The sequence below is a fragment of the Buttiauxella noackiae genome (assembly GCF_000737905.1).
Classification (GTDB): domain Bacteria; phylum Pseudomonadota; class Gammaproteobacteria; order Enterobacterales; family Enterobacteriaceae; genus Buttiauxella; species Buttiauxella noackiae.
This window is the reverse complement of sequence record NZ_JPRU01000002.1, coordinates 149,140-175,814: the sequence shown is the minus strand read 5'-3', so window position 1 is coordinate 175,814 and position 26,675 is coordinate 149,140. Positions and strand designations below refer to the sequence as shown.

Here is a 26,675-nt window from a genome sequence, read left to right as displayed (position 1 = left end):
CTCCCTTCATATACTTTCCATCAGCCAAATAAAAACCGCAGATACAGCATCACAAAAATACTGTGGACAGGCCGAACCCTCATTCTGATGACCCTACACGTACAGAATGAACTGTAGTTATTCCCTTCATTCTTCAAGCTGGATCGTTGTTGGCTACGTTCGCTCGCCCGAACCACTTAGTTTACTAAGCTCATCGGGACTCGCTATCTTGCCGCCGTGATGCAACTCGAATTATCAAGGGCACAAAAGCTATAATTCAGGAGTGCAACATGAATACAATTAGCCAAACAGCGAGCGTTGCCGAAAAAAGGACCAACGCTCGTTATTGGATAGTAGTAATGCTCTTCATCGTCACCTCGTTTAACTATGGTGACCGCGCCACGTTATCGATTGCCGGTTCAGAAATGGCAAAAGATATCGGCCTCGATCCGATTGGCATGGGTTATGTATTTTCCGCGTTTTCATGGGCATATGTCATAGGGCAAATTCCCGGTGGCTGGTTGCTGGATAAATTTGGCTCAAAACGGGTTTATTTCTGGTCGATCTTTATCTGGTCGCTGTTTACCTTGCTGCAAGGTTTCGTCGATATCTTCAGTGGTTTTGGCATCATCATCGCACTATTTACGCTGCGCTTTTTGGTGGGTCTTGCCGAAGCGCCTTCCTTCCCCGGCAATAGCCGAATAGTCGCTGCGTGGTTCCCGGCACAGGAACGCGGCACAGCGGTTTCCATTTTTAACTCCGCACAGTATTTCGCGACGGTCATCTTCGCGCCAATCATGGGTTGGCTGACGCATGAAGTAGGCTGGTCACATGTGTTCTTCTTCATGGGCGGACTGGGCATCATCATCAGCTTTGTTTGGCTAAAAGTGATTCATGAGCCGAACAACCATCCCGGTGTAAACAAGAAAGAGCTGGAATACATCGAAGAGGGCGGCGCGCTGATCAACATGGATCAGAAGAAACCCAAAGAACATATCCCAATGGCGCAGAAGTGGGGCCAGATCAAACAGTTGATCGGATCACGCATGATGATTGGGATCTATATCGGCCAATATTGTATTAACGCTTTAACCTACTTCTTCATTACCTGGTTCCCGGTTTATCTGGTGCAGGAAAAGGGCATGTCGATTCTGAAAGCCGGCTTTGTTGCCTCAGTTCCAGCGGTCTGTGGATTCGTAGGTGGCGTGCTCGGTGGTGTTATTTCCGACTGGCTGATGCGACGTACTGGCTCACTCAATATCGCACGTAAAACGCCAATCGTACTGGGTATGTTGCTCTCGGTCAGCATGGTGTTCTGTAACTACGTTGAATCAGAAATGATGGTTGTTGGCTTTATGGCGATGGCATTCTTCGGCAAAGGTATCGGTGCGCTGGGTTGGGCTGTGATGGCCGATACCGCACCAAAGGAAATCAGCGGCCTGAGCGGTGGCCTGTTCAATATGTTCGGTAACGTCTCTGGCATCGTGACGCCAATTGCTATCGGCTACATTGTCGGTACAACCGGTTCATTTAACGGTGCGCTGATTTACGTTGGTATTCACGCGGTTGTCGCGGTACTGAGCTACCTGGTCATCGTCGGCGACATCAAACGTGTTGAGCTTAAACCCGTCACTACAGGACGCTAATCATGAATACTCAGGCAAGCCCGGTTATTACTGATATGAAAGTCATTCCTGTAGCGGGAAATGACAGCATGCTGCTAAATATCGGCGGTGCTCATGGCGCCTTTTTCACCCGCAACATTGTGGTTCTTACCGATAACGGCGGGCATCTCGGCGTGGGTGAAGCACCGGGTGGTGAAGTGATTTACCAGACGCTGGTCGATGCAATTCCACAAGTCGTGGGCCAGGAAGTTGCGCGAATGAATCGCGTGGTACAGAACGTTCATAAAGGTAACCAATCGGCGGACTTCGATACTTTTGGCAAGGGTGCGTGGACATTCGAACTGCGCGTTAATGCGGTGGCGGCGCTGGAAGCGGCCCTGCTTGATTTGCTCGGCAAGGCGCTCAATGTTCCAGTTTGCGAATTACTTGGGCCAGGCAAGCAGCGCGATGAAGTAACCGTTCTTGGTTATCTGTTCTATATCGGCGACCGCAGCAAAACTGATTTGCCGTATCTGGACGGACAAAATGCAAAACATGCCTGGTACGATTTGCGCCATCAGGAAGCATTGAGCAGCGATTCCATTGTGCGACTTGCCGAGGCCGCGCAAGACCGTTATGGCTTCAAAGACTTCAAGCTTAAAGGTGGTGTTTTACCGGGTGAGCAAGAACTGGACGCCGCGCGCGAGCTGAAAAAACGCTTCCCGGATGCGCGAATTACCGTTGATCCAAACGGTGCCTGGATGTTGGATGAAGCCATAGCCTTGTGCAAAGGAATGGGCGATGTCCTGACCTACGCCGAAGATCCTTGCGGCGCGGAACAAGGTTACTCCGGTCGTGAAGTGATGGCTGAGTTTCGCCGCGCCACCGGCTTGCCTGTCGCAACCAATATGATTGCCACCAACTGGCGCGAAATGAATCACGCCATCATGCTTAACGCGGTGGACATTCCGTTAGCCGACCCACATTTCTGGACGCTCAGCGGAGCCGTGCGTGTCGCGCAGATGTGCGATGAATGGGGTCTGACGTGGGGTTGTCACTCTAATAACCATTTCGATATTTCACTGGCGATGTTCACACATGTTGGCGCCGCAGCACCGGGCAAACCAACGGCCATCGACACCCACTGGATTTGGCAGGAAGGCGAACAGCGCCTGACCAAATCCCCGCTGCAAATCGTTAACGGCAAAATCACGGTGCCGGATGCACCAGGCTTAGGTGTTGAGCTTGACTGGGAGCAGGTGCAGAAAGCCCACGAAGTGTATAAATCCCTTCCGGGTGGTTCGCGCAATGACGCGACGGCAATGCAATACCTGGTGCCAGGCTGGACATTCGACCGTAAACGCCCGGCGTTTGGCCGCAACTAATTCATCTTGATGAAAAGGAATAAGTAACATGACAACTTCTACCCCGATAGTCACAGCGATGCAGGTTATTCCCGTTGCGGGCCACGACAGTATGCTGATGAACCTGAGTGGCGCACACTCACCGTTCTTCACCCGCAATATTGTGATTATCAAAGATAACTCCGGCCATATGGGTGTGGGTGAAATTCCAGGTGGTGAAAAGATTCGCCAGACTCTGGAAGAGGCGGCCGCGCTGGTGATTGGTAAAACGCTGGGTGAGTATAAAAACATTCTCAACCTGGTGCGTGCCGAGTTTGCCGACCGTGATTCCGGCGGCCGTGGTTTACAGACATTTGATTTGCGCACCACAATCCACGTTGTCACGGGTATTGAGTCCGCTATGTTGGATTTGCTTGGCCAGCACCTCGGTGTGAACGTGGCTTCTTTACTGGGCGACGGGCAACAGCGTAGCGAAGTCGAAATGCTGGGCTATCTGTTCTTCGTGGGCAATCGCAAACAAACTCCGCTGCCTTATCAGAGTCAGCCCGACGAGAAATGCGATTGGTACCGTATTCGCCATGATGAAGCCATGACACCTGATTCCGTCGTGCGTCTGGCAGAAGCGGCTTACGAGAAATATGGCTTTAACGACTTCAAACTTAAAGGTGGCGTATTAGCTGGTAGCGAAGAGGCTGAAGCGGTAACGGCGTTGGCAAAACGCTTCCCGCAGGCCCGTGTAACACTTGACCCAAATGGTGCCTGGTCACTCGACGAAGCGATTAGTATCGGTAAGCAATTGCGTGGCGTTCTGGCCTATGCAGAAGATCCGTGTGGCGCGGAACAAGGTTATTCAGGTCGTGAAATTATGGCTGAATTCCGCCGTGCGACAGGCCTGCCTACTGCAACCAATATGATTGCCACCGACTGGCGTCAAATGGGCCACACGTTATCGCTGCAATCTGTCGATATTCCTTTAGCTGACCCGCATTTCTGGACCATGCAAGGTTCGGTGCGCGTCGCGCAAATGTGCCATGAGTTTGGCCTGACCTGGGGCTCTCACTCCAATAACCACTTCGATATTTCTCTGGCGATGTTCACCCACGTGGCAGCAGCAGCGCCTGGCAAAGTCACCGCCATCGACACTCACTGGATCTGGCAGGAAGGCAACCAACGCTTGACTAAGCAGCCATTTGAAATCATAGGCGGCATGGTGCAGGTGCCAGCCACACCAGGTTTGGGGGTAGAGCTGGATATGGATCAAGTGATGAAAGCGCATGAGCTTTACCAGCAGCACGGTTTGGGCGCACGTGATGATGCGATGGCGATGCAGTACTTGATCCCGGAATGGACGTTTAATAATAAGCGCCCGTGCATGGTGAGATAGATTCTATCCTTAATATCGAAACCGATGGTGGGTTCTTCAACGAAAGAGGTTTTGTAGGTCGGATTAGCGTAGCGACATCCGACATTAATTTGACGTTCAGGACTGTAGCAGCGGACGGCATATGAAAATTGTCATCGCACCAGATTCTTACAAAGAGAGCCTCAGTGCTCTTGAGGTGGCGACACATATTGAAGCCGGTTTTCGGGAGGTGTTCCCGAATGCCCATTATGTGAAATTGCCTGTCGCTGATGGAGGTGAGGGCACAGTAGAAGCGATGGTTGCCGCAACAAACGGTGAAATCATTGAAGTGAGTGTCACGGGGCCGTTGGGTGACTCGATTCAGGCGTTTTACGGAATTTCTGGCGATAAACAGCAGGCTTTTATTGAGATGGCGGCGGCGAGTGGCCTGGAACAAGTTCCTGCTGAATTGCGTAACCCACTAAAAACCACATCCTGGGGAACGGGTGAGCTGATTCGTTGCGCGCTGGACAGTGGCGTGAAAAGCATTCTGATTGGCATTGGCGGCAGTGCCACCAACGATGGCGGTATTGGCATGGTGCAGGCGCTCGGCGCGAGTTTACTTGATAGCAGCGATGAGCCGTTGGGATTGGGCGGCAGCGAAGTCGCAAGGCTTGCATCCATTGATATTTCAGGCTTGGATAAACGGCTTAAAGAGTGCCGTATTGAAGTCGCGTGTGACGTTACCAATTTACTGACTGGTAAAGAGGGCGCTACGGCGGTGTTTGGCCCACAAAAAGGTGCCACACCGGAGATGATTAGTGAACTTGACCAGGCTCTGGATCACTACGCAAAAATTATTTCCCGAGACCTTGATATTGATGTGCTGACGCTTTCTGGCGGTGGCGCAGCGGGTGGTATGGGGGCGGCACTGTATGCTTTTTGTGGCGCCGAATTGAGACAAGGCATTGATATAGTCACCGAAGCATTGAAACTTGATGAACTGGTGCGCGATGCAGATCTGGTGATTACCGGAGAAGGGCGTATCGACAGTCAGTCAATTCACGGCAAAGTACCGATTGGCGTGGCGAAAGTCGCGAAGCGCTACAACAAGCCAGTGATTGGCATTGCCGGGTGTTTAACGGCGGATGTTGGTGTGGTGTATGACCACGGGCTGGATGCCGTATTTAGTGTCTTATACAGCATCTGCACCCTGGAAGAAGCTCTGGATAACGCAGGAGATAACCTGCGGATGGCTGCGCGCAATATTGCGACTGTGCTTGCTGTGGGGCAAAACTACCGGGAGAAGAGCGTTTCTCCCGGTAAAGTGAAAACTATTCCAGCCGCAACGCGATAGCATCCAGTGCTTTCATCCCGCTACCAAAACGGCAGATGGCCTCGCGATGCTCATCAAGCACTTCATACGGTAGATAGCGCATATCGAGTTCCCTTACGCGGTTAAATGCGCTGCGGGAAAATTGCGCACGAACATCTTTTTCACGCGAACCTGGAGCGACGAGGAAAAAATGGGTGTCAGTGTGATCGGGAACACCTAATGCTAAATCCAGCATCCGGACAATGCCTGAATAGATAGTTGAGGTATGTTCGACTTCAAATGCCGCAATCACCTTTTGTGAGTCGCTGTCCAACCACAGCACATCAATAAGATTGACGCTGTTGAGATGGTCGGGCAAACAGGCCAGACAGCCATCACCTAACTGCCCACCTTCATGTAATCGGGTACGGTCATTATTGGCAATCCAGATGCGATAGCCTAATGCCTGGCCAACATCGCGCAGCCAGGATTGTACTCGAGTGTGGGTATGTGTCTGTTCTGATGACTTTTCCAGTAATTTTCGCGATGCCAGGCTCTCTTCCTGAATCTTTGCCAACTCCGCTTGCCATAGCGCTATTGCTTCAGGTGAATTTAACTCTGTCGCGGGTAACGGGTAGCGTCCGCAACCGAGATCAAACAAGAAGCCCGCGACAGCCCCTAAATCATTGGAAAAATCGCGCCGATGTTGCTCGTTAAACTTGATGATGCCGTTACGCATCGCCAGATATTGTTCCCAACAGCCAAGTTTTACCTTGCTTCCGGTCAGTAGGTTGTAGCCTTTCACTATTGCGGTGTTAAACGGGGTCGCAAGCGTTGGGTGCAGGAAATAAAGCAGATTGGCACAGGCTGGGCCGAGTCCTTTAATTTTGCAGCGATTTAGCTCATGAATGGCATTAACGATGCCATCCTGAGTTGTGATGTGCAGGCAGGTTTTCAGAAAGTGACCAAATGCTTGCTGATTCTTCCGGTCTTCGTAGATGTCGGGAATTCTCAGTTTTGGTTTCCAGAGAAACGCGTGATCGGCACCCTTAAAAATTTGCCGTTGTTCAGCAATGGAATGCACCACTGTTTCTAATGATGATTCACGATAAGCGTTGCCAAACGAATCAGCTTCAATTTCCGCCACCACCATCTGTAAACCCCGGCGAATGGTACGAAAGTTCTTGATACGTTCTTCCCACAGGAACCAGTTCTGCCAGGTGCTACTGCTATCCGCGCGCCAGCGCGCGATCAGAGAATCTACAACATCATTAGCTAACATCTAAAACCCTACATCCAGCTATTGGAATACAAATTATTTTTCTGGAAATGATTATGCTCTTGGGGGATTTAAATACTGAAGAAGTTTTCTCTATAAATCTATTTAAAACAATCCATTAACTAATTTTTAGCGAATTAAGAGAAGGATGTGACTTTTATGCAACCTGATAAAAAAGCGGGAAAATGGTCGAATGCAGTTCAGTCAAGCCACATCATCTCGGACAATCCCCTATTCGTGAGGGGATTGTCCGAGGTTTTTAACTGACAAGCGTTGAGGGAAATTATTCGTTAGTTCAACCGTAGTTAACCCAACATTCGCTGTGCTTCTTTGGCGACATTATTCATTTCATCAAGAAGTTCAAAGAGTTCAGGCTCAAGATCTTCTGGTTTCACGCCGCTACGCAGCTCATGCTCAAGTGTTCGGCACAAGTTTTTCAGCCGTGGCACGCCGCTGTAGCTACAACTGCCGTGAAGTTTGTGAATGATATCCACCAGCTGTTCCGGGTTTTCTCCCACCAGTTGCTCTTCAACTTTGTTGCGTACTTCAGGCAAGAACGCTAACAGCATTTGCAGCATATCGCGTGCCAGATCGGGTTTGTTTGCAGCCTGTTGTAGCGCAAGTGCCCAATCCAGCGTCTGATTTTGATGGCTGATTTGCGGCGTAGTTTCTACATTTGCAACCAGCGTAGGAGCGGTGATTGCCCCCGGCTGATAACGCATCAGCAAACTATAAAGTTTTTTCTCTTCGATTGGTTTGGCAAGGTAGTCATTCATCCCGGCGCTTAGCAACTTCTCTTTTTGCCCCGCCATGGCGTGTGCTGTCACGGCAATTACCGGTGTTTGCTGGTGGTGCGGCATCTGGCGAATTAATTCACAGGCGCGGATACCATCCATTTCCGGCATCTGAATGTCCATCAGGATAATGTCTATCTGCATCTGTTTTGCACGTTCTATGGCCTGCACACCGCTGCCGCACAGTTCGACGTTCTGCACATGATCTTCAAGCAATGCGCCAATCAGTTTCAGGTTGGCAGGGTTATCGTCAACCGCCATTACAGTCAGTGGGAGTTTCTTGTTTTCAATACTCTCAACCGTAGTGGAACGTGCATCAAAAGTGTGTTCAGCGAGCAGTGGCAACAGACGGGTCGAGGTGACAGGTTTTAGCAGACAAGCAGTCACACCTTGTTTTTTAAGCGCCTCCGCATCGACTTGTGCATGACTTGGTAATGCGAAAATCAGGCAATCTGTCATGGCGGCCGCTTTTGCAAGCTTAGGATTTAGCATGGTTAACGTGTCGTGGAACGTAACGGGAATACCCAGCAGCATAATATCGTAGTGACCTTCAGTAAGGGTCGAAAACGACGGGCTGTAGACGACTTCAAGCGGAGTATTCGCCAGAATATTGAGCGTGCTTTGTGCCGCAGTGGCGTTTTGTTCCACATAGGCGATGCGTTTCCCGGCCAGGTTTTCGGTTGAATAACCATCCAGGACGGCATTGGAATTCAAATCCAGGTTGATATAGAACCAGAAGGTAGAACCCTGATTTGGTTGGCTGTGGAAGGAAATATCCCCTCCCATTTCGGTAACCAATTTCTGTGTAATAACCAGGCCCAGGCCGGTGCCGCCATGGCGCCGTGAAATGCTGGCATCTGCCTGACGAAACGCCTGGAAGAGACGCGATTGCTCCTGTTCGGGAATACCGATGCCGGTATCGTGGATCCGCATTTCAACTTGTACTTTATTATTACCCTGAGAGCGCTTTTCGACCACGAGATCGATATTGCCGCTTTCGGTAAACTTAATCGCATTACCCACCAGATTTGTCACCACCTGCTGCAAGCGTAGTGGGTCCCCAATCACGTTATCCGGCACATCATTTTTGATATTAAGCGTTAATTCCAGCCCTTTATCATGAGCCGAATGGGCAAGCAGAGTGACGACTTCATCGAGCGCATTACGCAGCGGGAAAGGAATGCTTTCAAGGATCAGTTTACCCGCTTCCAGTTTCGAGAAATCAAGCACGTCGTTAATGATTGTCAGTAGGTTATTGGCCGAGCGTTCAATGGTATGCAGGTGATCGCGCTGGGTGGCATTCAAATCCGTTTTCAGCGTCAAACGGGTGAAGCCAATTACGCCATTAAGCGGTGTACGCAATTCGTGAGACATATTGGCAAGGAATTCTGACTTGATACGAGCCGCTTCCTGGGCACGTTTCTTCGCCAGGTCCAACTCCACGTTTTGGATCTCCATCTGCTCAAGGGTTTCACGCAGATCGGAAGTGGCCTGGTCAATATTGTGCTGCATCTCTTCGTGATAAGCGGTGAGCGACATTGCCATCGAATTGATGCCATTTTTCAGCATATCTAATTCGCCGAGCATGAAACCTTCGACACGGCTATCGAGCTGCCCGCGTCTTATCCTGTCGACAGTATTCACCATATTACGAATTGGCCCGGTGACATCGCGCATCAGACGGTAGGCAAACAGCATCGCAATACCGACGCAGAACAACATCATCAACGTCGAGATAAAAATTTCCCGATACTGCTGCAAACGAACGGATTTGAGATCGAGCTCGATGGCGACATAACCGAGTGTGTTGCCTGCCGGTTTGGCATCGGTTACCTCAGATTCGTCCGGGGAGTAGCTCTCTGAAATAATCGGTGTGCGCAGAATAATCGAATCGCCGTGCCGCGAGATGCTTAAACTGTGCGGCGGTTTTTCATTATTAGGAAGCTTCAATGCAGCAGCATTTAGCTGATAATTAGAGGTAACAAACAGTTTGTTGTTTTCGTCGAACACTGAAATTGCTCGCACGATATCGGAATGGCGGCGGTGCAACACGCTGACCAACTGGCGAATCGACTCCCGGCTGTGAAAACTCATGCCATATTCACTTGCGACCGCCAGTGGTTCGATAATATTGGCACCAGAGTCTTCTAGCTGACGCTGCAAGTCGTTGTATCGATGGACGACAAAAAAGATGCTGAGCAATAAACCGATCATTAATGTCGGCGCCAGAATCAGGATCATCATGCGCGCGCGCAGGCTGTAGTTGGTCATGGGGTTCCGATATGGGACAATTGAAGCAATAGTTAATATTTTAAGAGAGCACTCAGGCTCATGGCGCAATTCTACTCTGCAAAGCGACGGGTTACGACTCGTCAAATCATAACCGTGAATGTTAATGATCTTGACCCGTTTGGCCAGGGCGTTGCAAGGCATAACGGTAAAGCGCTTTTTATCCAGGGCGCACTGCCTGGTGAACAGGTTGAAGTTACGATTACTGAAGACAAACGTAATTTTGCGCAGGCTAAAGTTAAGCGACGCTTAAATGACAGCCCACAGCGCGTAGCGCCACGTTGTCCGCATTTTGGTGTTTGTGGTGGTTGCCAGCAGCAACATGCCAGCATTGAATTACAGCAGCAAGCAAAATCCCGTGCGCTGGCACGTATGATGGGTGGGCGTGAGAGTCCTGCACCAGTGAGCGAAATTATTTCCGGTTCGCCGTGGGGTTATCGCCGCCGTGCGCGGTTAGGGTTGAATTACCTGCCTAAAACACAGACCTTACAAATGGGGTTTCGCAAATCTCAGGACAGTGAGCTGGTGAATATTCACCATTGCCCGGTTCTGGCGCCCCAACTTGAAGCGTTACTGGAACCATTGCGCCAATGTTTGTCAGAATTAAAAGCGGTCAGACGTTTAGGGCATGTTGAATTGGTCCATGCAGATAATGGCCCGCTTATGGTGTTGCGCCATTTAGATGCACTTCATGATGATGACCGACAAAAACTGGAACGCTTTTCGCATTCTCATGGCGTCACGCTGTATTTAGCGCCGGACAGTGAGACACTTACGGCCCTGGGTCATGACGAACCTTGCTATCATTCAGACGGGCTACGCTTAACGTTCAGCCCACGGGATTTCATTCAGGTGAATGATGGCGTGAACCAGCAGATGGTCGCCCGAGCTATCGAGTGGCTGGATATTCAGCCAACTGACCGCGTACTGGATTTGTTCTGCGGAATGGGAAATTTTACGCTCCCACTCGCAACGCGTGCCGAAAGTGTCGTCGGGGTGGAAGGCGTTGCTGCGCTGGTCGCGAAAGGTGAATATAATGCACAATGTAATTCACTGAAAAATGTCACATTCTTCCATGAAAACCTTGAAGATGATGTGACTCGTCAACCCTGGGCTGCTCAGGGGTTTGACAAAATATTGCTCGACCCTGCACGAGCGGGGGCACCCGGTGTCATGCAGCATGTGATTGCACTCGCACCTCGCCGAGTGGTCTATGTTTCATGTAATCCGACGACACTTGCTCGTGATAGCGAGGCATTGCTGGAAGCAGGTTACCAACTGCGCCAACTCGCCATGCTGGATATGTTCCCGCACACGGGACACCTGGAGTCGATGGCGCTGTTTGAGCGAAATTAAGTGGTTAAATCAAATCGAGCTATTTGATTTTAGTACCCCACCGAAGAGGACGGACAATGGTTGCGGTAAGAAGTGCACATCTCAATAAAGCTGGCGAATTTGCGCCCGATAGATGGATTGCGAGCCTCGGGATCACCAACCAGCAGTCATGTGAACGCTTAGCCGAAACCTGGCGGTATTGCGAGCAACAGACCAAAGGCCATCCTGACGCAGAATTGCTGTTATGGCGCGGCGTCGAGATGGTGGAAATCCTGTCGATGCTGAGCATGGACAATGACACACTGCGAGCTGCGCTGTTGTTCCCTCTTGCTGATGCGGGCGTGGTCACCGAAGAGGTGATGCGCGAAAGCATTGATAACCAGGTTGTGACGCTGATTCACGGTGTGCGCGATATGGCTGCGATTCGCCAACTTAAAGCCGCACATACAGATTCAGTTTCTGCTGAACAGGTCGATAACGTTCGTCGCATGTTGTTGGCAATGGTAGATGATTTCCGCTGCGTGGTTATCAAACTGGCAGAGCGAATTGCCCATTTGCGCGAAGTCAAAGACGCTCCGGAAGACGAACGTGTTCTGGCGGCAAAAGAGTGCACCAATATTTATGCACCGCTCGCTAACCGTCTCGGTATTGGTCAACTCAAATGGGAGTTGGAAGATTACTGCTTCCGCTACCTGCATCCTGATGAATACAAACGAATCGCGAAATTGCTGCACGAACGTCGTATCGACCGTGAGCATTACATCGACGATTTTGTTAGCGCACTGCGCAAAGCGATGAAAGAAGAGGGCGTTAAGGCTGAAGTGTATGGCCGCCCTAAACACATCTACAGCATCTGGCGCAAGATGCAGAAGAAATCCCTCGCCTTTGATGAGCTGTTCGATGTGCGTGCCGTGCGCGTAGTGGCTGAACGTTTGCAGGATTGCTATGCGGCCCTCGGTATCGTGCACACGCATTATCGCCACATGCCTGACGAGTTCGATGACTATGTCGCTAACCCCAAACCTAACGGTTACCAGTCGATTCATACCGTGGTGTTGGGGCCAAACGGCAAGACCATTGAAATCCAGATCCGAACCAAGCAGATGCATGAAGATTCGGAACTGGGCGTTGCTGCCCACTGGAAATACAAAGAGGGTAATGCCAAAAGCGGCAGTTCCGGTCATGAAGATCGCATTGCGTGGCTGCGTAAACTGATCGCCTGGCAAGAAGAGATGGCGGATTCCGGTGAACTGCTGGATGAGGTGCGCAGTCAGGTATTTGATGACCGCGTGTATGTGTTTACGCCAAAAGGCGATGTGGTGGATTTACCGGCGGGGTCCACGCCACTCGATTTTGCTTACCACATCCACAGTGATGTTGGGCATCGTTGTATCGGAGCCAAAATTGGTGGGCGCATTGTGCCGTTTACCTACCAGTTGCAAATGGGCGATCAAATCGAAGTTATCACCCAGAAACAGCCTAACCCAAGTCGTGATTGGTTAAACCCAAATCTGGGCTACATCACTACCAGTCGCGGGCGAGCTAAAATCCACAACTGGTTCCGTAAACAAGATCGCGACAAAAATATTTTGGCTGGGCGGCAGATCCTTGATGATGAAATTGAACATCTGGGTATCAGCCTGAAAGAGGCCGAGAAATCATTACTACCACGTTATAACTTCAACGATATCGAAGAGTTACTGGCGGCAATTGGTGGCGGTGATATTCGTCTCAACCAGATGAGTAACTACCTGCAAGCGCAGTTTAACAAGCCGACCGCAGCTGAGCAGGACGAGCAAGCGCTACGCCAGCTGAAGCAGAAACCGCACACGCCGCAATCGCGCAGCAAAGATAATGGCCGCGTGGTTGTTGAAGGTGTCGGCAACCTGATGCACCACATTGCGCGTTGCTGCCAGCCGATTCCTGGTGATGAGATTGTCGGTTTTATCACTCAGGGACGCGGTATTTCGATTCACCGTGCCGACTGCGACCAGCTTGCTGAGCTGCAATCCCATGCACCAGAACGTATTGTTGATGCGGTATGGGGCGAAAGCTATTCCAGCGGCTACTCGCTGGTGGTGCGCGTCACCGCCAACGATCGCAGTGGTTTGCTGCGTGACATCACCACCATTCTGGCGAATGAAAAGGTGAATGTTTTAGGGGTGGCAAGCCGCAGCGATACCAAACAGCAACTGGCAACCATCGACATGAATATCGAAATCTACAACCTTCAGGTGCTGGGCCGTGTGCTGGGCAAACTAAACCAGGTGCCCGATATTATTGATGCGAAGCGGTTGCACGGTTGATTTTTGGGCCTGTGATCTTATAGGTCGGATAAGCGCGAGCGCCATCCGACATTATTTGGTGGATGGCGCTTTGCTTATCCAACCTACGCAAAATGTAAAGGATCGACATTGAATCAAATTACCCGCCTTCTGGGCATTATGAAGCGCTTGCGCGACCCGGAAACTGGCTGTCCGTGGGACAATGAGCAAACCTTCGCGACCATCGCACCCTATACGCTCGAAGAAACATACGAAGTGCTCGACGCTGTCAATCGTGAAGATTTTGATGATTTACGCGGTGAGTTGGGCGATTTGCTGTTCCAGGTGGTGTTTTACGCACAAATGGCTCAAGAAGAAGGGCGTTTTAATTTCGACGACATCTGTGAAGCTATCAGCGATAAACTCGAGCGCCGTCACCCACATATTTTTGCCGACGGTACCGCAGGAAACAGCACCGAAGTGCTGGAGCGCTGGGAACAAATCAAAAGCGATGAGCGTGCTGAAAAAGCGCAACATTCTGCGCTCGACGATATCCCTCACGCGCTGCCCGCATTAATGCGAGCGCATAAAATCCAGAAACGTTGTTCAACGGTCGGTTTCGACTGGACCACGCTTGGCCCGGTATTAGACAAAGTCTATGAAGAGATTGACGAAGTGATGTTTGAAGCTAAACAAGTCGTCGTTGATGAAGCCAAACTGGAAGAGGAAGTCGGTGATTTATTGTTTGCCACCGTCAATCTTGCTCGCCATTTAGGCACCAAAGCCGAAACAGCTTTGCAAAAAGCCAACCTCAAATTCGAGCGCCGTTTCCGTCAGGTAGAAGAGATTATTGCCGCCAGAGGCCTGACTATGACCGGAGTTGACCTGGAAATCATGGAAGGAGTCTGGCAGGAAGTTAAACGCCAGGAAACTGATATCTAACACGTTTTTGTGGTCAAGCGCATTTTATGGCAATTTCGATTTAACAAGCTCTTGATTTGAGTCAAAAACATTTCTACCAGACGGGCTATTTTCAGTGCCCTGACAAAGTGCGAGGTCAGGGCTTAGCAGACAGAATGAAAGTTTGTGGCGCCGATACTGTTCGGGTATACTACTTTCCCGTCCTGGTACTCCCATCGTCTTTAAACCTAACTTCTCAGGTTCAGCATGACAACGAACTATATTTTTGTGACCGGCGGGGTCGTTTCCTCTCTGGGTAAAGGCATTGCCGCAGCCTCCCTCGCAGCTATTCTCGAAGCCCGTGGCCTCAACGTATCCATCATGAAACTCGATCCGTACATCAACGTCGATCCGGGTACCATGAGCCCTATTCAACATGGGGAAGTGTTCGTTACAGAAGACGGCGCTGAAACCGACCTGGATTTAGGTCACTACGAGCGTTTCATTCGCAACAAAATGACGCGTCGTAACAACTTCACCACTGGCCGTATCTACTCAGACGTTCTGCGTAAAGAACGCCGTGGCGACTATCTGGGCGCAACAGTCCAGGTTATTCCACACATCACTAACGCTATCAAAGAACGCATCCTTGAAGGTGGCGAAGGTTACGATGTCGTGCTGGTTGAAATCGGCGGTACTGTAGGTGATATCGAATCCCTGCCGTTCCTCGAAGCGATTCGCCAGATGGCAGTTGAAGTGGGTCGTGAGCACACGCTGTATATGCACCTGACTTTGGTGCCATACATGGCTGCTGCTGGTGAAGTGAAAACCAAACCGACTCAACACTCTGTAAAAGAGCTGCTTTCTATCGGTATTCAGCCAGATGTGCTGATTTGCCGCTCAGACCGCGTTGTTCCGGCTAACGAACGTGCAAAAATTGCATTGTTCTGTAACGTGCCGGAGAAAGCGGTTATTTCTCTAAAAGACGTTGATTCCATCTATAAAATTCCAGGCCTGTTGAAATCACAGGGGCTGGACGATTATATTTGTAAACGATTCAGCTTGAACGTTCCTGAAGCTAACTTGTCCGAATGGGAACAAGTTATTTATGAAGAAGCGAATCCAACAAGCGAAGTTACGATTGGTATGGTCGGCAAGTACATTGAACTGCCAGATGCCTACAAATCTGTGATTGAAGCATTGAAACACGGTGGTTTGAAAAATCGTCTGACCGTTAACATCAAGCTGATTGACTCGCAGGATGTTGAAACTCGCGGTGCTGAAGAAGTGCTGAAGGGATTGGATGCTATCCTTATCCCTGGCGGTTTCGGTTACCGTGGAGTGGAAGGCAAAATTGCCACCGCGCGCTATGCTCGTGAGCAAAACATTCCGTATCTGGGCATTTGCTTAGGTATGCAGGTTGCGCTGATTGAGTTCGCACGAAACGTTGCAGGCATGGCTAACGCCAACTCAACTGAATTTGTGCCAGACTGTAAATACCCGGTGGTCGCCTTAATCACCGAGTGGCGTGACGAAGAAGGTAACGTTGAAGTTCGTACTGAAAAGAGCGACTTAGGCGGCACTATGCGTCTTGGTGGCCAGCAGTGTCAGTTGAGCGATGGTAGTCTGGTGCGCCAGATGTACGGTGAGCCGACCATTACTGAGCGCCATCGTCATCGTTATGAAGTCAACAACATGTTGTTGAAGCAAATCGAAACAGCAGGTCTGCGCGTTGCGGGCCGTTCCGGTGATGACCAACTGGTAGAAATCATCGAAGTGCCAAATCATCCTTGGTTTGTTGCTTGCCAGTTCCACCCGGAATTTACTTCTACTCCGCGTGATGGGCACCCACTGTTCGCAGGCTTTGTTAAAGCTGCCGGTGAGTACCAGAAGCGTCAGGCGAAGTAAGCAGATAGTTAGAACGACAACGCGCGAATGTTTCGCGCGTTGTTTGTCTGGAGTTTTAGTTTAACTTGTACTGAGGAAAATCTAATGTCCAAAATCGTTAAAGTCATCGGTCGTGAAATCATCGACTCCCGTGGTAACCCGACTGTTGAAGCTGAAGTTCATCTGGAAGGCGGTTTCGTAGGTATGGCTGCTGCACCATCAGGTGCTTCAACTGGTTCCCGCGAAGCGCTGGAACTGCGCGATGGCGACAAATCTCGCTTCCTGGGCAAAGGCGTTCTGAAAGCCGTTGCTGCAGTTAACGGCCCGATCGCTGCGGCTGTAACTGGTAAAGATGCGAAAGACCAGGCAAACATCGATAAGATCATGATCGACCTGGACGGTACCGAAAACAAATCCAACTTCGGCGCTAACGCAATCCTGGCTGTTTCTCTGGCTGCTGCTAAAGCTGCTGCTGCCTCTAAAGGCCTGCCGCTGTATGCACACATCGCTGAACTGAACGGCACCCCAGGCAAATTCTCTATGCCTTTGCCTATGATGAACATCATCAACGGTGGCGAGCACGCAGACAACAACGTTGATATCCAGGAGTTCATGATTCAACCAGTTGGTGCTAAAACTCTGAAAGAAGCCATCCGTATGGGTTCTGAAGTGTTCCACACCCTGGCTAAAGTTCTGAAATCTAAAGGTATGGGTACTGCTGTTGGTGACGAAGGTGGCTATGCGCCAAACCTGGGTTCCAACGCTGAAGCACTGGCTGTAATCGCTGAAGCGGTTAAAGCTGCAGGTTACGAGCTGGGTAAAGACATTACTCTGGCTATGGACTGTGCTGCTTCTGAATTCTACAAAGACGGTAAATACGTTCTGGCTGGCGAAGGCAACAAAGCTTTCACCTCTGAAGAATTCACCCACTTCCTGGAAGAGCTGACCAAACAGTACCCAATCGTTTCTATCGAAGACGGTCTGGACGAGTCTGATTGGGATGGTTTCGCATACCAGACTAAAGTTATGGGCGACAAACTTCAGCTGGTTGGTGACGACCTGTTCGTTACTAACACCAAAATCCTGAAAAGAGGTATCGACAACGGTATCGCTAACTCCATTCTAATCAAATTCAACCAGATCGGTTCTCTGACCGAAACTCTGGCTGCGATCAAAATGGCGAAAGATGCTGGCTACACTGCAGTTATCTCTCACCGTTCAGGCGAAACTGAAGACGCTACCATCGCTGACCTGGCTGTTGGTACTGCTGCAGGCCAGATCAAAACTGGTTCTATGAGCCGTTCTGACCGTGTTGCTAAGTACAACCAGCTGATTCGTATCGAAGAAGCCCTGGCTGCTGCGGGCACACCAGCTCCGTTCAACGGTCTGAAAGAAGTTAAAGGTCAGTAATTCGTTACTGCTTTAAATTCTGATTAAAAAACCCGCTTCGGCGGGTTTTTTTGTGCGCATTTTTCACGAAATCTGAGCCGCTCTCGCATAAACCGGGGATGCAGTTTGCGGTTACTTGTGCTCTCGACCAGGATTAGTGGGTTATTTCACTCACAGGTCAGGAGACCGCCATGAAAGCTGCAGTTGTTAACAAAGACCACTCTGTCGGCATCATAGATAAGCCCGTTCGTCCACTTGAGTACGGCGAGGCATTACTGACGATGGAGTGTTGCGGTGTTTGTCACACCGATTTGCATGTGAAAAATGGAGACTTTGGTGATGTGACTGGCATTACGCTGGGTCACGAAGGTATCGGGGTAGTGAAATCTATCGGCCCAGGTGTGACTTCGCTGAAAGTGGGGGACCGTGCAAGTGTCGCCTGGTTCTTCCGTGGATGCGGAAATTGCGAATATTGTAATACTGGTAACGAAACGCTGTGTCGTAGCGTAACGAATGCCGGATATACCGCCGATGGCGGCATGGCTGAAGAGTGCATCGTTGTTGCTGACTATGCGGTAAAAGTCCCCGACGGCCTCGAATCTGCCGCAGCCAGCAGCGTGACTTGTGCGGGTGTGACAACTTACAAAGCAGTGAAAGTTTCACATATTCAACCTGGGCAGTGGATTGCGATTTATGGCTTAGGTGGACTTGGTAACCTTGCGCTGCAATACGCAAAGAATGTGTTCAATGCCAAAGTTATCGCTATTGACGTGAATGATGCACAACTCGATTTTGCCAAAGAATGTGGGGCAGATTTAGTCATCAATTCGCGTAATGAAGATGCGGCAAAAGTTATTCAGGAAAAAGTAGGTGGCGCACATGCTGCTGTGGTTACCGCTGTAGCAAAAGCGGCATTTAACTCCGCAGTAGATGCTGTTCGTGCTGGCGCTCGTATTGTTGCCGTTGGGCTACCTTCTGAGTCCATGAGCCTCAACATCCCGCGTCTGGTGCTTGATGGCATCGAAGTTGTCGGTTCGTTAGTAGGAACTCGCATGGATCTGGCCGAAGCCTTCCAGTTCGCAGCCGAAGGGAAAGTGGTTCCTAAAGTGACGATGCGCCCGCTTGAAGATATCAATGCGATCTTCAAGGAAATGGAAGAGGGTAAAATCAAAGGCCGCATGGTGATTGATTTTAAAACGAAGAAGTAAGCGTTGCCGGGCAAACTAAATATGGCCGGGTTTCCCCGGCCATTTGATTTTATAGCGACTGAATCACGCGTTTAAGCAGCCGAATTCTCGGCTCGATGCTGTCTATCTCCAGATATTCTGACGCACTGTGGAAACCTGCGCCGATCGGGCCAAACCCATCAAGCGACGGGACACCTAATGCGGCGGTATGGTTAGCATCGGAGCCACCACCCACAGATTTCCAACGCACATCGATGCCTTCGGCAGCGCCGGCCTGTTCAACAATTTGCATCAGTTTTTCAGTATCTGCCGTTGGTGACATAGCTGGTTTATGCGCTTGCTGTTGAACAACTGTTTTCACATCGCGCTCGAATTCCCGCTGGCCATAAGCCTGGATTGCAGCATGGATTCGCGCATATTCATCGTTGTCCTGGAAGCGGACATCGACAATCATCTCCGCGTGTTCAGGTACGATATTTGCCACGACACCGCCAGAAATCACACCGGCATTGATAGTTGTGCCTTTAGACATATCCGCCAGATCGCTGATTTCCAGAACGGCGCGCGCCAGCGCTTTAATCGCGGAGCGACCAGATTCCGGGTCATTACCCGCATGTGACGCTACACCCTTGAATGTTAATTTATATCCTGCAATGCCTTTGCGTGCTTTCACCAGCGAGCCATCAGCCCTGGCGGCTTCACATACCAAGACATAGCGGCTGCGTTTTGCCAGTTCACCTATCCAGTGATGGGAATGAGCAGAACCGGTTTCTTCATCCGGGTTCATCGCCACGCCAATAGATAACCGCGCCAGCGTCGCTCTATCCATTTCGCGCAACGCCCAGAGAATATTCAGCAGTCCACTTTTCATATCGGAAACGCCAGGGCCGTATGCACGGTTTCCTTCAATGCGGAAAGGGCGCTCAGCTACCGTTCCGACTGGGAATACGGTATCCATATGCCCGACGAGTAGCACGTCATATTGTTCAGCATCGGGTTTGTTGGTGGCAAATAATCCAGGCCCAACTTTTTCACCGAGTGAGACTCTGTCGCATTGCCAATTTTCGTCGTGATACCAGTGCTGAATAATTCTGCTGACTTCCTCCACGCCATCAATTGTTGCTGTTCCACAGTCGATGTTGACAACTTTCTTTAGTTCTTGAAGATACTTTTTTAAATCCATGGGTTACTCCAGAATCATAAGTCGCATAATTAACATGGCGCCAAATGCGTTCAGCACCGAAATTGCGATCATTAGAGGGATACGTTTTGCCGGGATGCCGACGACGCCAAGAATGCGACCGGCGTATTGAACCTGTGAGCCCATCAGATAAATGGCAGGGGCGAGAATAGCCAGATGTGCGCCAGTGAGAATGCCTTTTTCAAATAAGCTGATAGCAACACCGATGGCACCTCCCATCGACATCCAGCCACCAATGAGCACTGCCGCTGCTTCACCAGGCAGGCCAAAGATTTTCATCAGTGGTCCAAATATCAAGGCCAGGCCATTGAGTGCGCCAGTAATCTGTAGAGCATAAATAATGATGAATGCCATCAGCACGTTTGGCAGTGTACTGGTGGTTGCGATATTCCAGCCTTTTCGTGCACCGGCGACAAACACATCAGTGATCATCGGTTTGGTGGTATCAGCCATGCTGCACCTCCGTGCTTTGCTTACGCTCGGTGACATTCAGAACCAGGCGCATTACGTTCGCACCGACAATTTTCATGATAAACATCACCGCTACGCACAGGCCTATAGAGGCTGGTACCGCATGAGTTCCATCAATGGCTACTAAGGTAAACAGTACGGCGCCGGACGAGAAAAAGTTAGTGATCATGGCGCCAGCGGAAAACTGGAACATAGTGAATATGGTTTTTTCTTTATCCGTTATTTGCCCTTCATCGGCCAGCACGCGCGTTAAAGATGCCCCAACATCAGTACTTTGCAGGCTACCAATTAACGCAAGACCCGTTGAACCAGGAATGCCGAGAAGTGGACGTAATAGCGGTGTTAACAGTTTACGAGCGGCATTGAGTGCACCGTAATGCTCCAGAACATTGATCATCCCCAGCGCAAACATTACCGCCGGGATCAGGCCAAAGGCGAACAGAAACCCATCCATTGCGCCATTGCCACCTTTACCACGAAATGCACTTTTAGCTGCGTCGACTGCGTCACCCTGAAGATTCACATCCGTGACGACTTTGCCAAAGGCACCGTTTAGTGTGGTGAAGTCGAAAACGCCATACCACTCTTTGCCACCCAACAGACCGGAAAAGAACACCATCGCGAACAACAACGCGATATAAGCACCAGGCCCAACGCGCTGGTTCTCTGAATGAACCGGGTTTTCCATAGATCACTTCCTTATGTTATTGATTTGGAGAATGCATGAGCGATGCTAAAAGCGTCTCTTGAATGGGAACATGACGATGATCAAGCTGTGTGGGATAGAGGCATAGCAAGGGTGATTGTTGTGATGGTAAGCACAATAAGCTTGTTTTATAAGTATTTGTTGGCATTTTCTAAGGTTGATTCTGGAACATCTTCTGCAGCAGCCGCGTTACGCATGATCTCAGCCGTCACTTCTGCGATAATTACTCTTTACACCTATATCTGAGAAGACTATGCAGTATCCGATTAACGAGATGTTCCAGACCCTGCAAGGGGAGGGCTATTTTACTGGTGTGCCCGCCATTTTTATTCGCCTACAAGGCTGCCCAGTGGGCTGCGCGTGGTGCGATACTAAACACACCTGGGATAAACTCGCGGATCGTGAAGTCTCTCTGTTCAGCATTCTGGCTAAAACCAAAGAAAGCGATAAATGGGGGAATGCCAGTGCCGAAGATCTGCTGGCGATTTTCCAGCGCCAGGACTATACCGCCCGCCATGTCGTGATTACCGGTGGCGAACCTTGTATTCACGATCTCACGCCCCTGACCTCACTCTTTGAACACCACGGTTATAGCTGCCAGATTGAAACCAGCGGCACGCACGAAGTGCGTTGTACTGCGGGAACCTGGGTTACCGTTTCACCAAAAGTGAATATGCGTGGGGGATATGATGTGTTGTCTCAAGCGTTAGAACGTGCCGACGAGATTAAACATCCGGTTGGCCGTATGCGTGATGTTGAAGCGTTAGATGAACTGCTGGCGACGTTGGTCGATGATAAAAAACGGATTATTGCACTCCAGCCAATCAGCCAGAAAGAAGATGCGACGCGTCTGTGTATTGAAACCTGTATTGCCCGCAACTGGCGACTTTCGATGCAAACTCACAAATATTTGAATATCGCTTAAAACAAAAAAGGCACCGTAAGGTGCCTTTCTTTTAACCTTTATACACGCAACCGGCGGTACAGGTTTCTTTTACCATCACTGAGCTTAGTAGCGGCACAAGCGGCTTCATTTCATCCCAGATCCATTTCGCCAGCACTTCGCTGGTTGGGTTTTCCAGCCCAGGAATATCATTCAGATAGTAATGATCCAGTCTGTCATAAGTCGGTTTAAATGCCGCCTTCAACTCAGAAAAATCCATAATCCAGCCGGTATAAGGATCAACCTCGCCGGTGATTTCCAGACGCACCATAAAGGAGTGGCCATGCAGGCGACCGCATTTGTGGCCTTCTGGCACATGCGGCAGGTGGTGAGCGGCTTCGAAGGTAAAATCTTTAAACAGAGTGGTGGTCATTATTACTATCTCAATAGGACGAAAAACCGCCGCATAGTACCGGAATCCACTATTTTAAGCATTAACTAAAACTATCATCATTGGCTAAAGCTCCATTTTAGGTATGTTTATTAATTTAAATTCATATAAATCAAATGGTTAATTAACCACTTTTAACGTTATGGATTACCCCTAAAAGCGGTTAGTCATTTTGGTTATTTGATATTTCTATCCCTTCTTTAATTGTTATTATCCTGATGGTTACCCTTACCTTATTCCCGTTTATACCCTAAATAATTCGAGTTGTGGGTAGGCGGCAAGGGAGCTTATCCCCAGGAGCTTACTTAAGTAAGTGACTGAGGTAAGTGAGTGCAGCCAACACCCCCACAACTTGAAGTATGACGGGTAGATTGATGAAAACGGACCTTTTGCTACTGGAACCCAAAAAGCATGACAACTCAGGCCCCACCGACCGCTTTGCTTCCGCTAACACCGGAGCAATTGGCACGCCTTCAGGCGGCGACAACCGATTTCTCCCAGACGCAACTGGCCTGGTTATCCGGCTATTTCTGGGGGATGATCAATCAACAACCGAGCGCTGTTACCACGGCTCAGGCACCTGCGGCAGACGTTCCAGTTATAACGCTGATTTCTGCATCGCAAACCGGTAATGCGCGGCGCGTGAGCGAACAATTGCGCGATGATTTACTGGCAGCAAAACTGAACGTTAACCTGGTTAACGCGGGCGACTACAAATTCAAACAAATTGCCCAGGAAAAACTGCTGATTGTCGTCACTTCAACGCAAGGCGAAGGCGAACCGCCTGAAGAAGCTGTGGCGTTGCACAAATTCCTGTTCTCGAAAAAAGCGCCAAAACTACCAGCCACTGCATTTGCCGTATTCAGCCTTGGCGATACGTCCTACGAATTCTTCTGCCAGTCAGGTAAAGACTTTGATAATAAACTCGCGGAACTTGGTGGTGAGCGCCTGTTAGACCGCGTGGATTGTGATGTTGAGTTCCAGCCAGCAGCAGCCGAGTGGCGGGCAAAAATTGTCGATGTCCTGAAATCTCGCGTGCCGGCCGAAACACCTGCACAAGCGGCAGTGACTGCGACGGGTGTGGTCAACGAAGTATTCTCAAGCCCCTACACTAAAGAAGCGCCGCTGACCGCAACGCTTGCGGTTAACCAGAAAATCACCGGTCGTGACTCTGAAAAAGACGTGCGCCATTTCGAAATTGATTTAGGTGATTCAGGCTTGCGTTATCAGCCTGGTGATGCGCTGGGTGTCTGGTATCAAAACGATCCTGCACTGGTGAAAGAACTGGTTGAACTGCTGTGGCTCAAAGGTGACGAGAGCGTCACTGTTGATGGTAAAACCCTTCCATTGAGCGAAGCATTGGAGTGGCATTTCGAGCTTACTATCAACACTGCCAACATTGTTGAGAAATACGCGCAGATTACCCGCAATGCAGCGCTGCTGGATTTAGCGGGTGATAAAACTAAGCTGCAACACTTTGCTCATAACACGCCGATTGTCGACATGGTGCGTTATGCGCCAGCAGAATTAACGGCTGAACAACTGATTGAACTGCTGCGCCCACTGACGCCGCGCTTGTATTCCATCGCATCGTCGCAGGCTGAAGCTGAAAACGAAGTTCACATTACTGTTGGCGTTGTGCGTTATGACATCGAAGGCCGTGCTCGCACGGGGGGCGCTTCTGGTTTCCTGGCCGATCGCCTTGAAGAAGAGGGTGAAGTGCGTGTGTTCATCGAACACAACGATAACTTCCGGCTGCCAGCTAACCCGGAAACGCCGGTGATTATGATTGGCCCAGGCACTGGTATTGCCCCGTTCCGTTCGTTCATGCAGCAGCGTGAAAACGACGGTGCAGGTGGTAAAAACTGGTTGTTCTTCGGCAACCCACACTTTACTGATGATTTCTTGTATCAGGTTGAATGGCAGCGCTACGTCAAAGACGGCCTGCTGACCAACATTGATCTCGCCTGGTCGCGCGACCAGGAACATAAAATATACGTACAAGATAAACTGCGCGAAAAAGGCGCGGAACTGTGGAGCTGGATTAATGAAGGCGCCCACATTTACGTCTGCGGCGATGCGAATCGCATGGCAAAAGACGTTGAGCAGGCATTACTGGAAGTGGTAGCCGAGTTCGGTGGCATGGATACCGAAACGGCAGATGAATTTTTAAGTGAGCTGCGCGTTGAGCGCCGTTATCAGCGAGATGTCTACTAATGAGCGAAAAACACCCAGGACCATTAGTGGTCGAAGGCAAACTGTCTGATGCCGAGCGCCTGAAACGCGAAAGCAACTATTTACGTGGCACCATTCAGGAAGATTTGCAGGACGGACTGACCGGTGGCTTCAGAGGCGACAACTTCTTGCTGATCCGCTTCCACGGTATGTATCAGCAAGATGACCGCGACATTCGTGCTGAACGTGCGGAGCAAAAGCTTGAGCCGCGTCATGCCATGATGCTGCGCTGCCGTCTGCCTGGTGGGATTATCACCACCGAGCAATGGCGAGCCATTGATAAATTTGCCGAAGATAAAACCATTTACGGCAGCATTCGCCTGACCAACCGCCAGACTTTCCAGTTCCACGGCATTCTGAAAAAGAACGTGAAACCGGCACATGAAATGCTGCACGAAGTCGGACTGGATGCGCTGGCTACTGCCAACGACGTCAACCGTAACGTGCTTTGTACGTCTAACCCGGTTGAGTCAGAACTGCACCAGGAAGCCTACGAGTGGGCGAAGAAACTCTCTGAACATTTGCTGCCACGAACACGCGCTTATGCGGAGATCTGGTGGGATCAAGAGAAAGTCGCGACCACTGATGAAGAGCCGATCTTAGGTGAAACCTATTTGCCGCGTAAGTTTAAAACCACGGTCGTGGTGCCGCCGCAGAACGACGTCGATCTTCATGCTAACGACATGAACTTCATCGCCATCGCGAAAGACGGCAAGCTGGTGGGCTTCAACTTGTTAGTCGGCGGTGGCTTGTCCATCGAACACGGTAACAAAGCGACTTACGCGCGTACCGCGAGCGAGTTCGGTTATATCCCGCTTGAGCACACGCTGGCTGTCGCTGAAGCGGTTGTCACCACACAGCGTGACTGGGGCAACCGTACTGATCGTAAAAATGCCAAAACCAAATACACCCTTGAGCGCGTCGGTGTTGATGTGTTTAAAGCCGAAGTCGAACGTCGTGCCGGGATTACATTCGAGCCAACACGCCCGTATGAATTTACCGGGCGTGGCGATCGTATCGGTTGGGTAAAAGGCATCGACGACAAATGGCATCTGACGCTGTTTATCGAAAATGGCCGTATCCTGGACTACCCGGATCGCCCGCTGAAAACCGGCCTGATGGAGATCGCGAAGATCCATAAAGGCGATTTCCGCCTGACGGCAAACCAGAACCTGATCGTTGCGGGTGTTCCTGCCAGCGAAAAAGCGGCAATTGAGAAGATTGCAAAAGAAAGCGGGCTGATGAACGCGGTGAAACCACAGCGTGAAAATTCGATGGCCTGCGTCGCATTCCCTACTTGTCCACTGGCGATGGCAGAAGCTGAACGTTTCCTGCCGCAGTTTGTGACTAAAGTTGAAGAAGTACTGGAAAAGCACAACGTGCCGGACGAACACATCGTCACACGTGTTACTGGCTGTCCTAATGGCTGTGGCCGCGCGTTACTGGCTGAAATTGGCCTGGTAGGCAAAGCGCCTGGGCGTTACAACCTGCACATCGGTGGTAACCGTATCGGCACGCGCATTCCGCGTATGTACCGAGAAAACATCACCGAACCGGAAATTCTGGCATCGATTGATGAACTGGTCGGGCGCTGGTCGAAAGAGCGTGAAGCTGATGAAGGCTTTGGTGATTTCACCATCCGCAGCGGGATTATTCGCCCGGTGTTGGACCCGGCTCGGGATTTGTGGGACTAGCCATTTTAATGTCGGATGACGCTCACGCTTATCCGACCTCCAAAAGGCTCTTGTAGGGTGGATAAGCCGCAGGCGCCATCCACCATGATTCAAGCAACAAGCGAGG

The 26,675-nt window shown here is 50.3% G+C and carries 19 protein-coding genes; 13 read left to right on the top strand and 6 right to left on the bottom strand.

What is annotated here, in order from left to right; all coding sequences use genetic code 11:
* Positions 1-269: 269 nt before the first annotated feature.
* The 4 genes from IX31_RS09300 to IX31_RS09285 all read left to right on the top strand — a co-directional run bounded on the left by IX31_RS09300 (position 270) and on the right by IX31_RS09285 (position 5,646).
* A complete protein-coding gene (locus IX31_RS09300; protein WP_034457503.1) occupies positions 270-1,625 on the top strand; it encodes an MFS transporter in 1,356 nt (451 codons plus the stop codon).
* A 2-nt stretch (positions 1,626-1,627) separates the two neighbouring features.
* On the top strand, positions 1,628-2,968 hold the full coding sequence (locus IX31_RS09295) for an enolase C-terminal domain-like protein (protein WP_034457502.1): 1,341 nt from the start codon (positions 1,628-1,630) through the stop codon (positions 2,966-2,968).
* A gap of 28 nt (positions 2,969-2,996) precedes the next feature.
* Positions 2,997-4,331: a glucarate dehydratase gene (gene gudD / locus IX31_RS09290; RefSeq protein WP_034457501.1), complete on the top strand. Its 1,335-nt coding sequence runs from the start codon at positions 2,997-2,999 to the stop codon at positions 4,329-4,331.
* A gap of 121 nt (positions 4,332-4,452) precedes the next feature.
* Positions 4,453-5,646 (top strand): glycerate kinase, encoded by a 1,194-nt coding sequence (locus IX31_RS09285; protein WP_051880657.1) that lies wholly within the window; start codon positions 4,453-4,455, stop codon positions 5,644-5,646.
* Here the strand turns inward: IX31_RS09285 and IX31_RS09280 are convergent.
* Together IX31_RS09280 and barA are read right to left on the bottom strand one after the other, a co-directional pair.
* A complete protein-coding gene (locus IX31_RS09280; protein WP_034457500.1) occupies positions 5,624-6,886 on the bottom strand; it encodes a type II restriction enzyme in 1,263 nt (420 codons plus the stop codon). The two genes, IX31_RS09285 and IX31_RS09280, sit on opposite strands and share 23 nt — an antisense overlap.
* A gap of 302 nt (positions 6,887-7,188) precedes the next feature.
* Positions 7,189-9,948 (bottom strand): two-component sensor histidine kinase BarA, encoded by a 2,760-nt coding sequence (barA, locus tag IX31_RS09275; RefSeq protein ID WP_034457499.1) that lies wholly within the window; start codon positions 9,946-9,948, stop codon positions 7,189-7,191.
* A 60-nt stretch (positions 9,949-10,008) separates the two neighbouring features.
* Between barA and rlmD the strand changes: the two genes are divergently transcribed.
* The 6 genes from rlmD (at position 10,009) to adhP (ending at position 18,949) form a co-directional block, all read left to right on the top strand.
* Entirely contained in the window at positions 10,009-11,322 is a 1,314-nt protein-coding gene (gene rlmD, locus IX31_RS09270) for a 23S rRNA (uracil(1939)-C(5))-methyltransferase RlmD (RefSeq protein ID WP_034457498.1), read from the top strand.
* A 56-nt stretch (positions 11,323-11,378) separates the two neighbouring features.
* The gene (gene relA / locus IX31_RS09265; RefSeq protein WP_034457496.1) at positions 11,379-13,607 is read left to right on the top strand and encodes a GTP diphosphokinase; all 2,229 of its coding nucleotides are present in this window, start codon (positions 11,379-11,381) and stop codon (positions 13,605-13,607) included.
* Between the two features lie 108 nt (positions 13,608-13,715).
* Positions 13,716-14,507 carry a nucleoside triphosphate pyrophosphohydrolase gene (gene mazG / locus IX31_RS09260; protein WP_034457494.1) on the top strand — a complete coding sequence of 264 codons (792 nt, stop codon included), beginning with the start codon at positions 13,716-13,718 and terminating at the stop codon, positions 14,505-14,507.
* A 225-nt stretch (positions 14,508-14,732) separates the two neighbouring features.
* Positions 14,733-16,373, top strand: a complete 1,641-nt coding sequence (pyrG, locus tag IX31_RS09255; protein ID WP_034457493.1) for a glutamine hydrolyzing CTP synthase — start codon at positions 14,733-14,735, stop codon at positions 16,371-16,373.
* An 84-nt stretch (positions 16,374-16,457) separates the two neighbouring features.
* Positions 16,458-17,762, top strand: coding sequence for a phosphopyruvate hydratase (gene eno, locus IX31_RS09250; protein WP_034457492.1), 1,305 nt, complete (start codon positions 16,458-16,460; stop codon positions 17,760-17,762).
* 170 nt (positions 17,763-17,932) lie between these two features.
* Positions 17,933-18,949 (top strand): alcohol dehydrogenase AdhP, encoded by a 1,017-nt coding sequence (adhP, locus tag IX31_RS09245; RefSeq protein ID WP_034457491.1) that lies wholly within the window; start codon positions 17,933-17,935, stop codon positions 18,947-18,949.
* A gap of 49 nt (positions 18,950-18,998) precedes the next feature.
* Here adhP and IX31_RS09240 read toward each other — a convergent pair whose 3' ends face one another.
* Genes IX31_RS09240 through IX31_RS09230 form a run of 3 tightly spaced genes read right to left on the bottom strand, consistent with a single transcriptional unit; the run spans position 18,999 to position 21,288 of the window.
* Positions 18,999-20,111, bottom strand: a complete 1,113-nt coding sequence (locus tag IX31_RS09240; RefSeq protein WP_034457490.1) for a M20 family metallopeptidase — start codon at positions 20,109-20,111, stop codon at positions 18,999-19,001.
* A 3-nt stretch (positions 20,112-20,114) separates the two neighbouring features.
* Positions 20,115-20,582 (bottom strand): YjiG family protein, encoded by a 468-nt coding sequence (locus IX31_RS09235; RefSeq protein ID WP_034457489.1) that lies wholly within the window; start codon positions 20,580-20,582, stop codon positions 20,115-20,117.
* Positions 20,575-21,288 carry a nucleoside recognition domain-containing protein gene (locus tag IX31_RS09230; protein ID WP_034457488.1) on the bottom strand — a complete coding sequence of 238 codons (714 nt, stop codon included), beginning with the start codon at positions 21,286-21,288 and terminating at the stop codon, positions 20,575-20,577. The genes IX31_RS09235 and IX31_RS09230 overlap by 8 nt, the downstream gene beginning before the upstream one ends.
* Before the next feature lie 271 nt (positions 21,289-21,559).
* Here IX31_RS09230 and queE point away from each other — a divergent pair, with 271 nt between their 5' ends.
* Complete coding sequence (gene queE, locus IX31_RS09220; protein ID WP_034457486.1) at positions 21,560-22,231, top strand: 7-carboxy-7-deazaguanine synthase QueE; 672 nt, start codon at positions 21,560-21,562, stop codon at positions 22,229-22,231.
* A gap of 31 nt (positions 22,232-22,262) precedes the next feature.
* On the opposite strand, the gene queD is transcribed toward queE, so the two are convergent.
* The gene (queD, locus tag IX31_RS09215) at positions 22,263-22,625 is read right to left on the bottom strand and encodes a 6-carboxytetrahydropterin synthase QueD (RefSeq protein WP_198528572.1); all 363 of its coding nucleotides are present in this window, start codon (positions 22,623-22,625) and stop codon (positions 22,263-22,265) included.
* A gap of 426 nt (positions 22,626-23,051) precedes the next feature.
* Here queD and cysJ point away from each other — a divergent pair, with 426 nt between their 5' ends.
* Positions 23,052-24,857 (top strand): NADPH-dependent assimilatory sulfite reductase flavoprotein subunit, encoded by a 1,806-nt coding sequence (cysJ, locus tag IX31_RS09210; protein WP_034457484.1) that lies wholly within the window; start codon positions 23,052-23,054, stop codon positions 24,855-24,857.
* Positions 24,857-26,569 (top strand): assimilatory sulfite reductase (NADPH) hemoprotein subunit, encoded by a 1,713-nt coding sequence (gene cysI / locus IX31_RS09205; RefSeq protein ID WP_034457482.1) that lies wholly within the window; start codon positions 24,857-24,859, stop codon positions 26,567-26,569. Before cysJ ends, cysI begins: the two co-directional genes overlap by 1 nt.
* Positions 26,570-26,675 lie beyond the last annotated feature (106 nt).

What these genes read in the sequence shown, in the direction of transcription:
- IX31_RS09240 (WP_034457490.1), bottom strand. Translation starts at nt 20,111, where the DNA reads ATGGATTTAAAAAAGTATCTTCAAGAACTAAAGAAAGTTGTCAACATC.
- adhP (WP_034457491.1), top strand. Translation starts at nt 17,933, where the DNA reads ATGAAAGCTGCAGTTGTTAACAAAGACCACTCTGTCGGCATCATAGAT.
- IX31_RS09285 (WP_051880657.1), top strand. Translation starts at nt 4,453, where the DNA reads ATGAAAATTGTCATCGCACCAGATTCTTACAAAGAGAGCCTCAGTGCT.
- IX31_RS09230 (WP_034457488.1), bottom strand. Translation starts at nt 21,288, where the DNA reads ATGGAAAACCCGGTTCATTCAGAGAACCAGCGCGTTGGGCCTGGTGCT.
- IX31_RS09280 (WP_034457500.1), bottom strand. Translation starts at nt 6,886, where the DNA reads ATGTTAGCTAATGATGTTGTAGATTCTCTGATCGCGCGCTGGCGCGCG.
- IX31_RS09300 (WP_034457503.1), top strand. Translation starts at nt 270, where the DNA reads ATGAATACAATTAGCCAAACAGCGAGCGTTGCCGAAAAAAGGACCAAC.
- pyrG (WP_034457493.1), top strand. Translation starts at nt 14,733, where the DNA reads ATGACAACGAACTATATTTTTGTGACCGGCGGGGTCGTTTCCTCTCTG.
- relA (WP_034457496.1), top strand. Translation starts at nt 11,379, where the DNA reads ATGGTTGCGGTAAGAAGTGCACATCTCAATAAAGCTGGCGAATTTGCG.
- IX31_RS09235 (WP_034457489.1), bottom strand. Translation starts at nt 20,582, where the DNA reads ATGGCTGATACCACCAAACCGATGATCACTGATGTGTTTGTCGCCGGT.
- gudD (WP_034457501.1), top strand. Translation starts at nt 2,997, where the DNA reads ATGACAACTTCTACCCCGATAGTCACAGCGATGCAGGTTATTCCCGTT.
- eno (WP_034457492.1), top strand. Translation starts at nt 16,458, where the DNA reads ATGTCCAAAATCGTTAAAGTCATCGGTCGTGAAATCATCGACTCCCGT.
- queE (WP_034457486.1), top strand. Translation starts at nt 21,560, where the DNA reads ATGCAGTATCCGATTAACGAGATGTTCCAGACCCTGCAAGGGGAGGGC.
- IX31_RS09295 (WP_034457502.1), top strand. Translation starts at nt 1,628, where the DNA reads ATGAATACTCAGGCAAGCCCGGTTATTACTGATATGAAAGTCATTCCT.
- rlmD (WP_034457498.1), top strand. Translation starts at nt 10,009, where the DNA reads ATGGCGCAATTCTACTCTGCAAAGCGACGGGTTACGACTCGTCAAATC.
- cysJ (WP_034457484.1), top strand. Translation starts at nt 23,052, where the DNA reads ATGACAACTCAGGCCCCACCGACCGCTTTGCTTCCGCTAACACCGGAG.
- barA (WP_034457499.1), bottom strand. Translation starts at nt 9,948, where the DNA reads ATGACCAACTACAGCCTGCGCGCGCGCATGATGATCCTGATTCTGGCG.
- cysI (WP_034457482.1), top strand. Translation starts at nt 24,857, where the DNA reads ATGAGCGAAAAACACCCAGGACCATTAGTGGTCGAAGGCAAACTGTCT.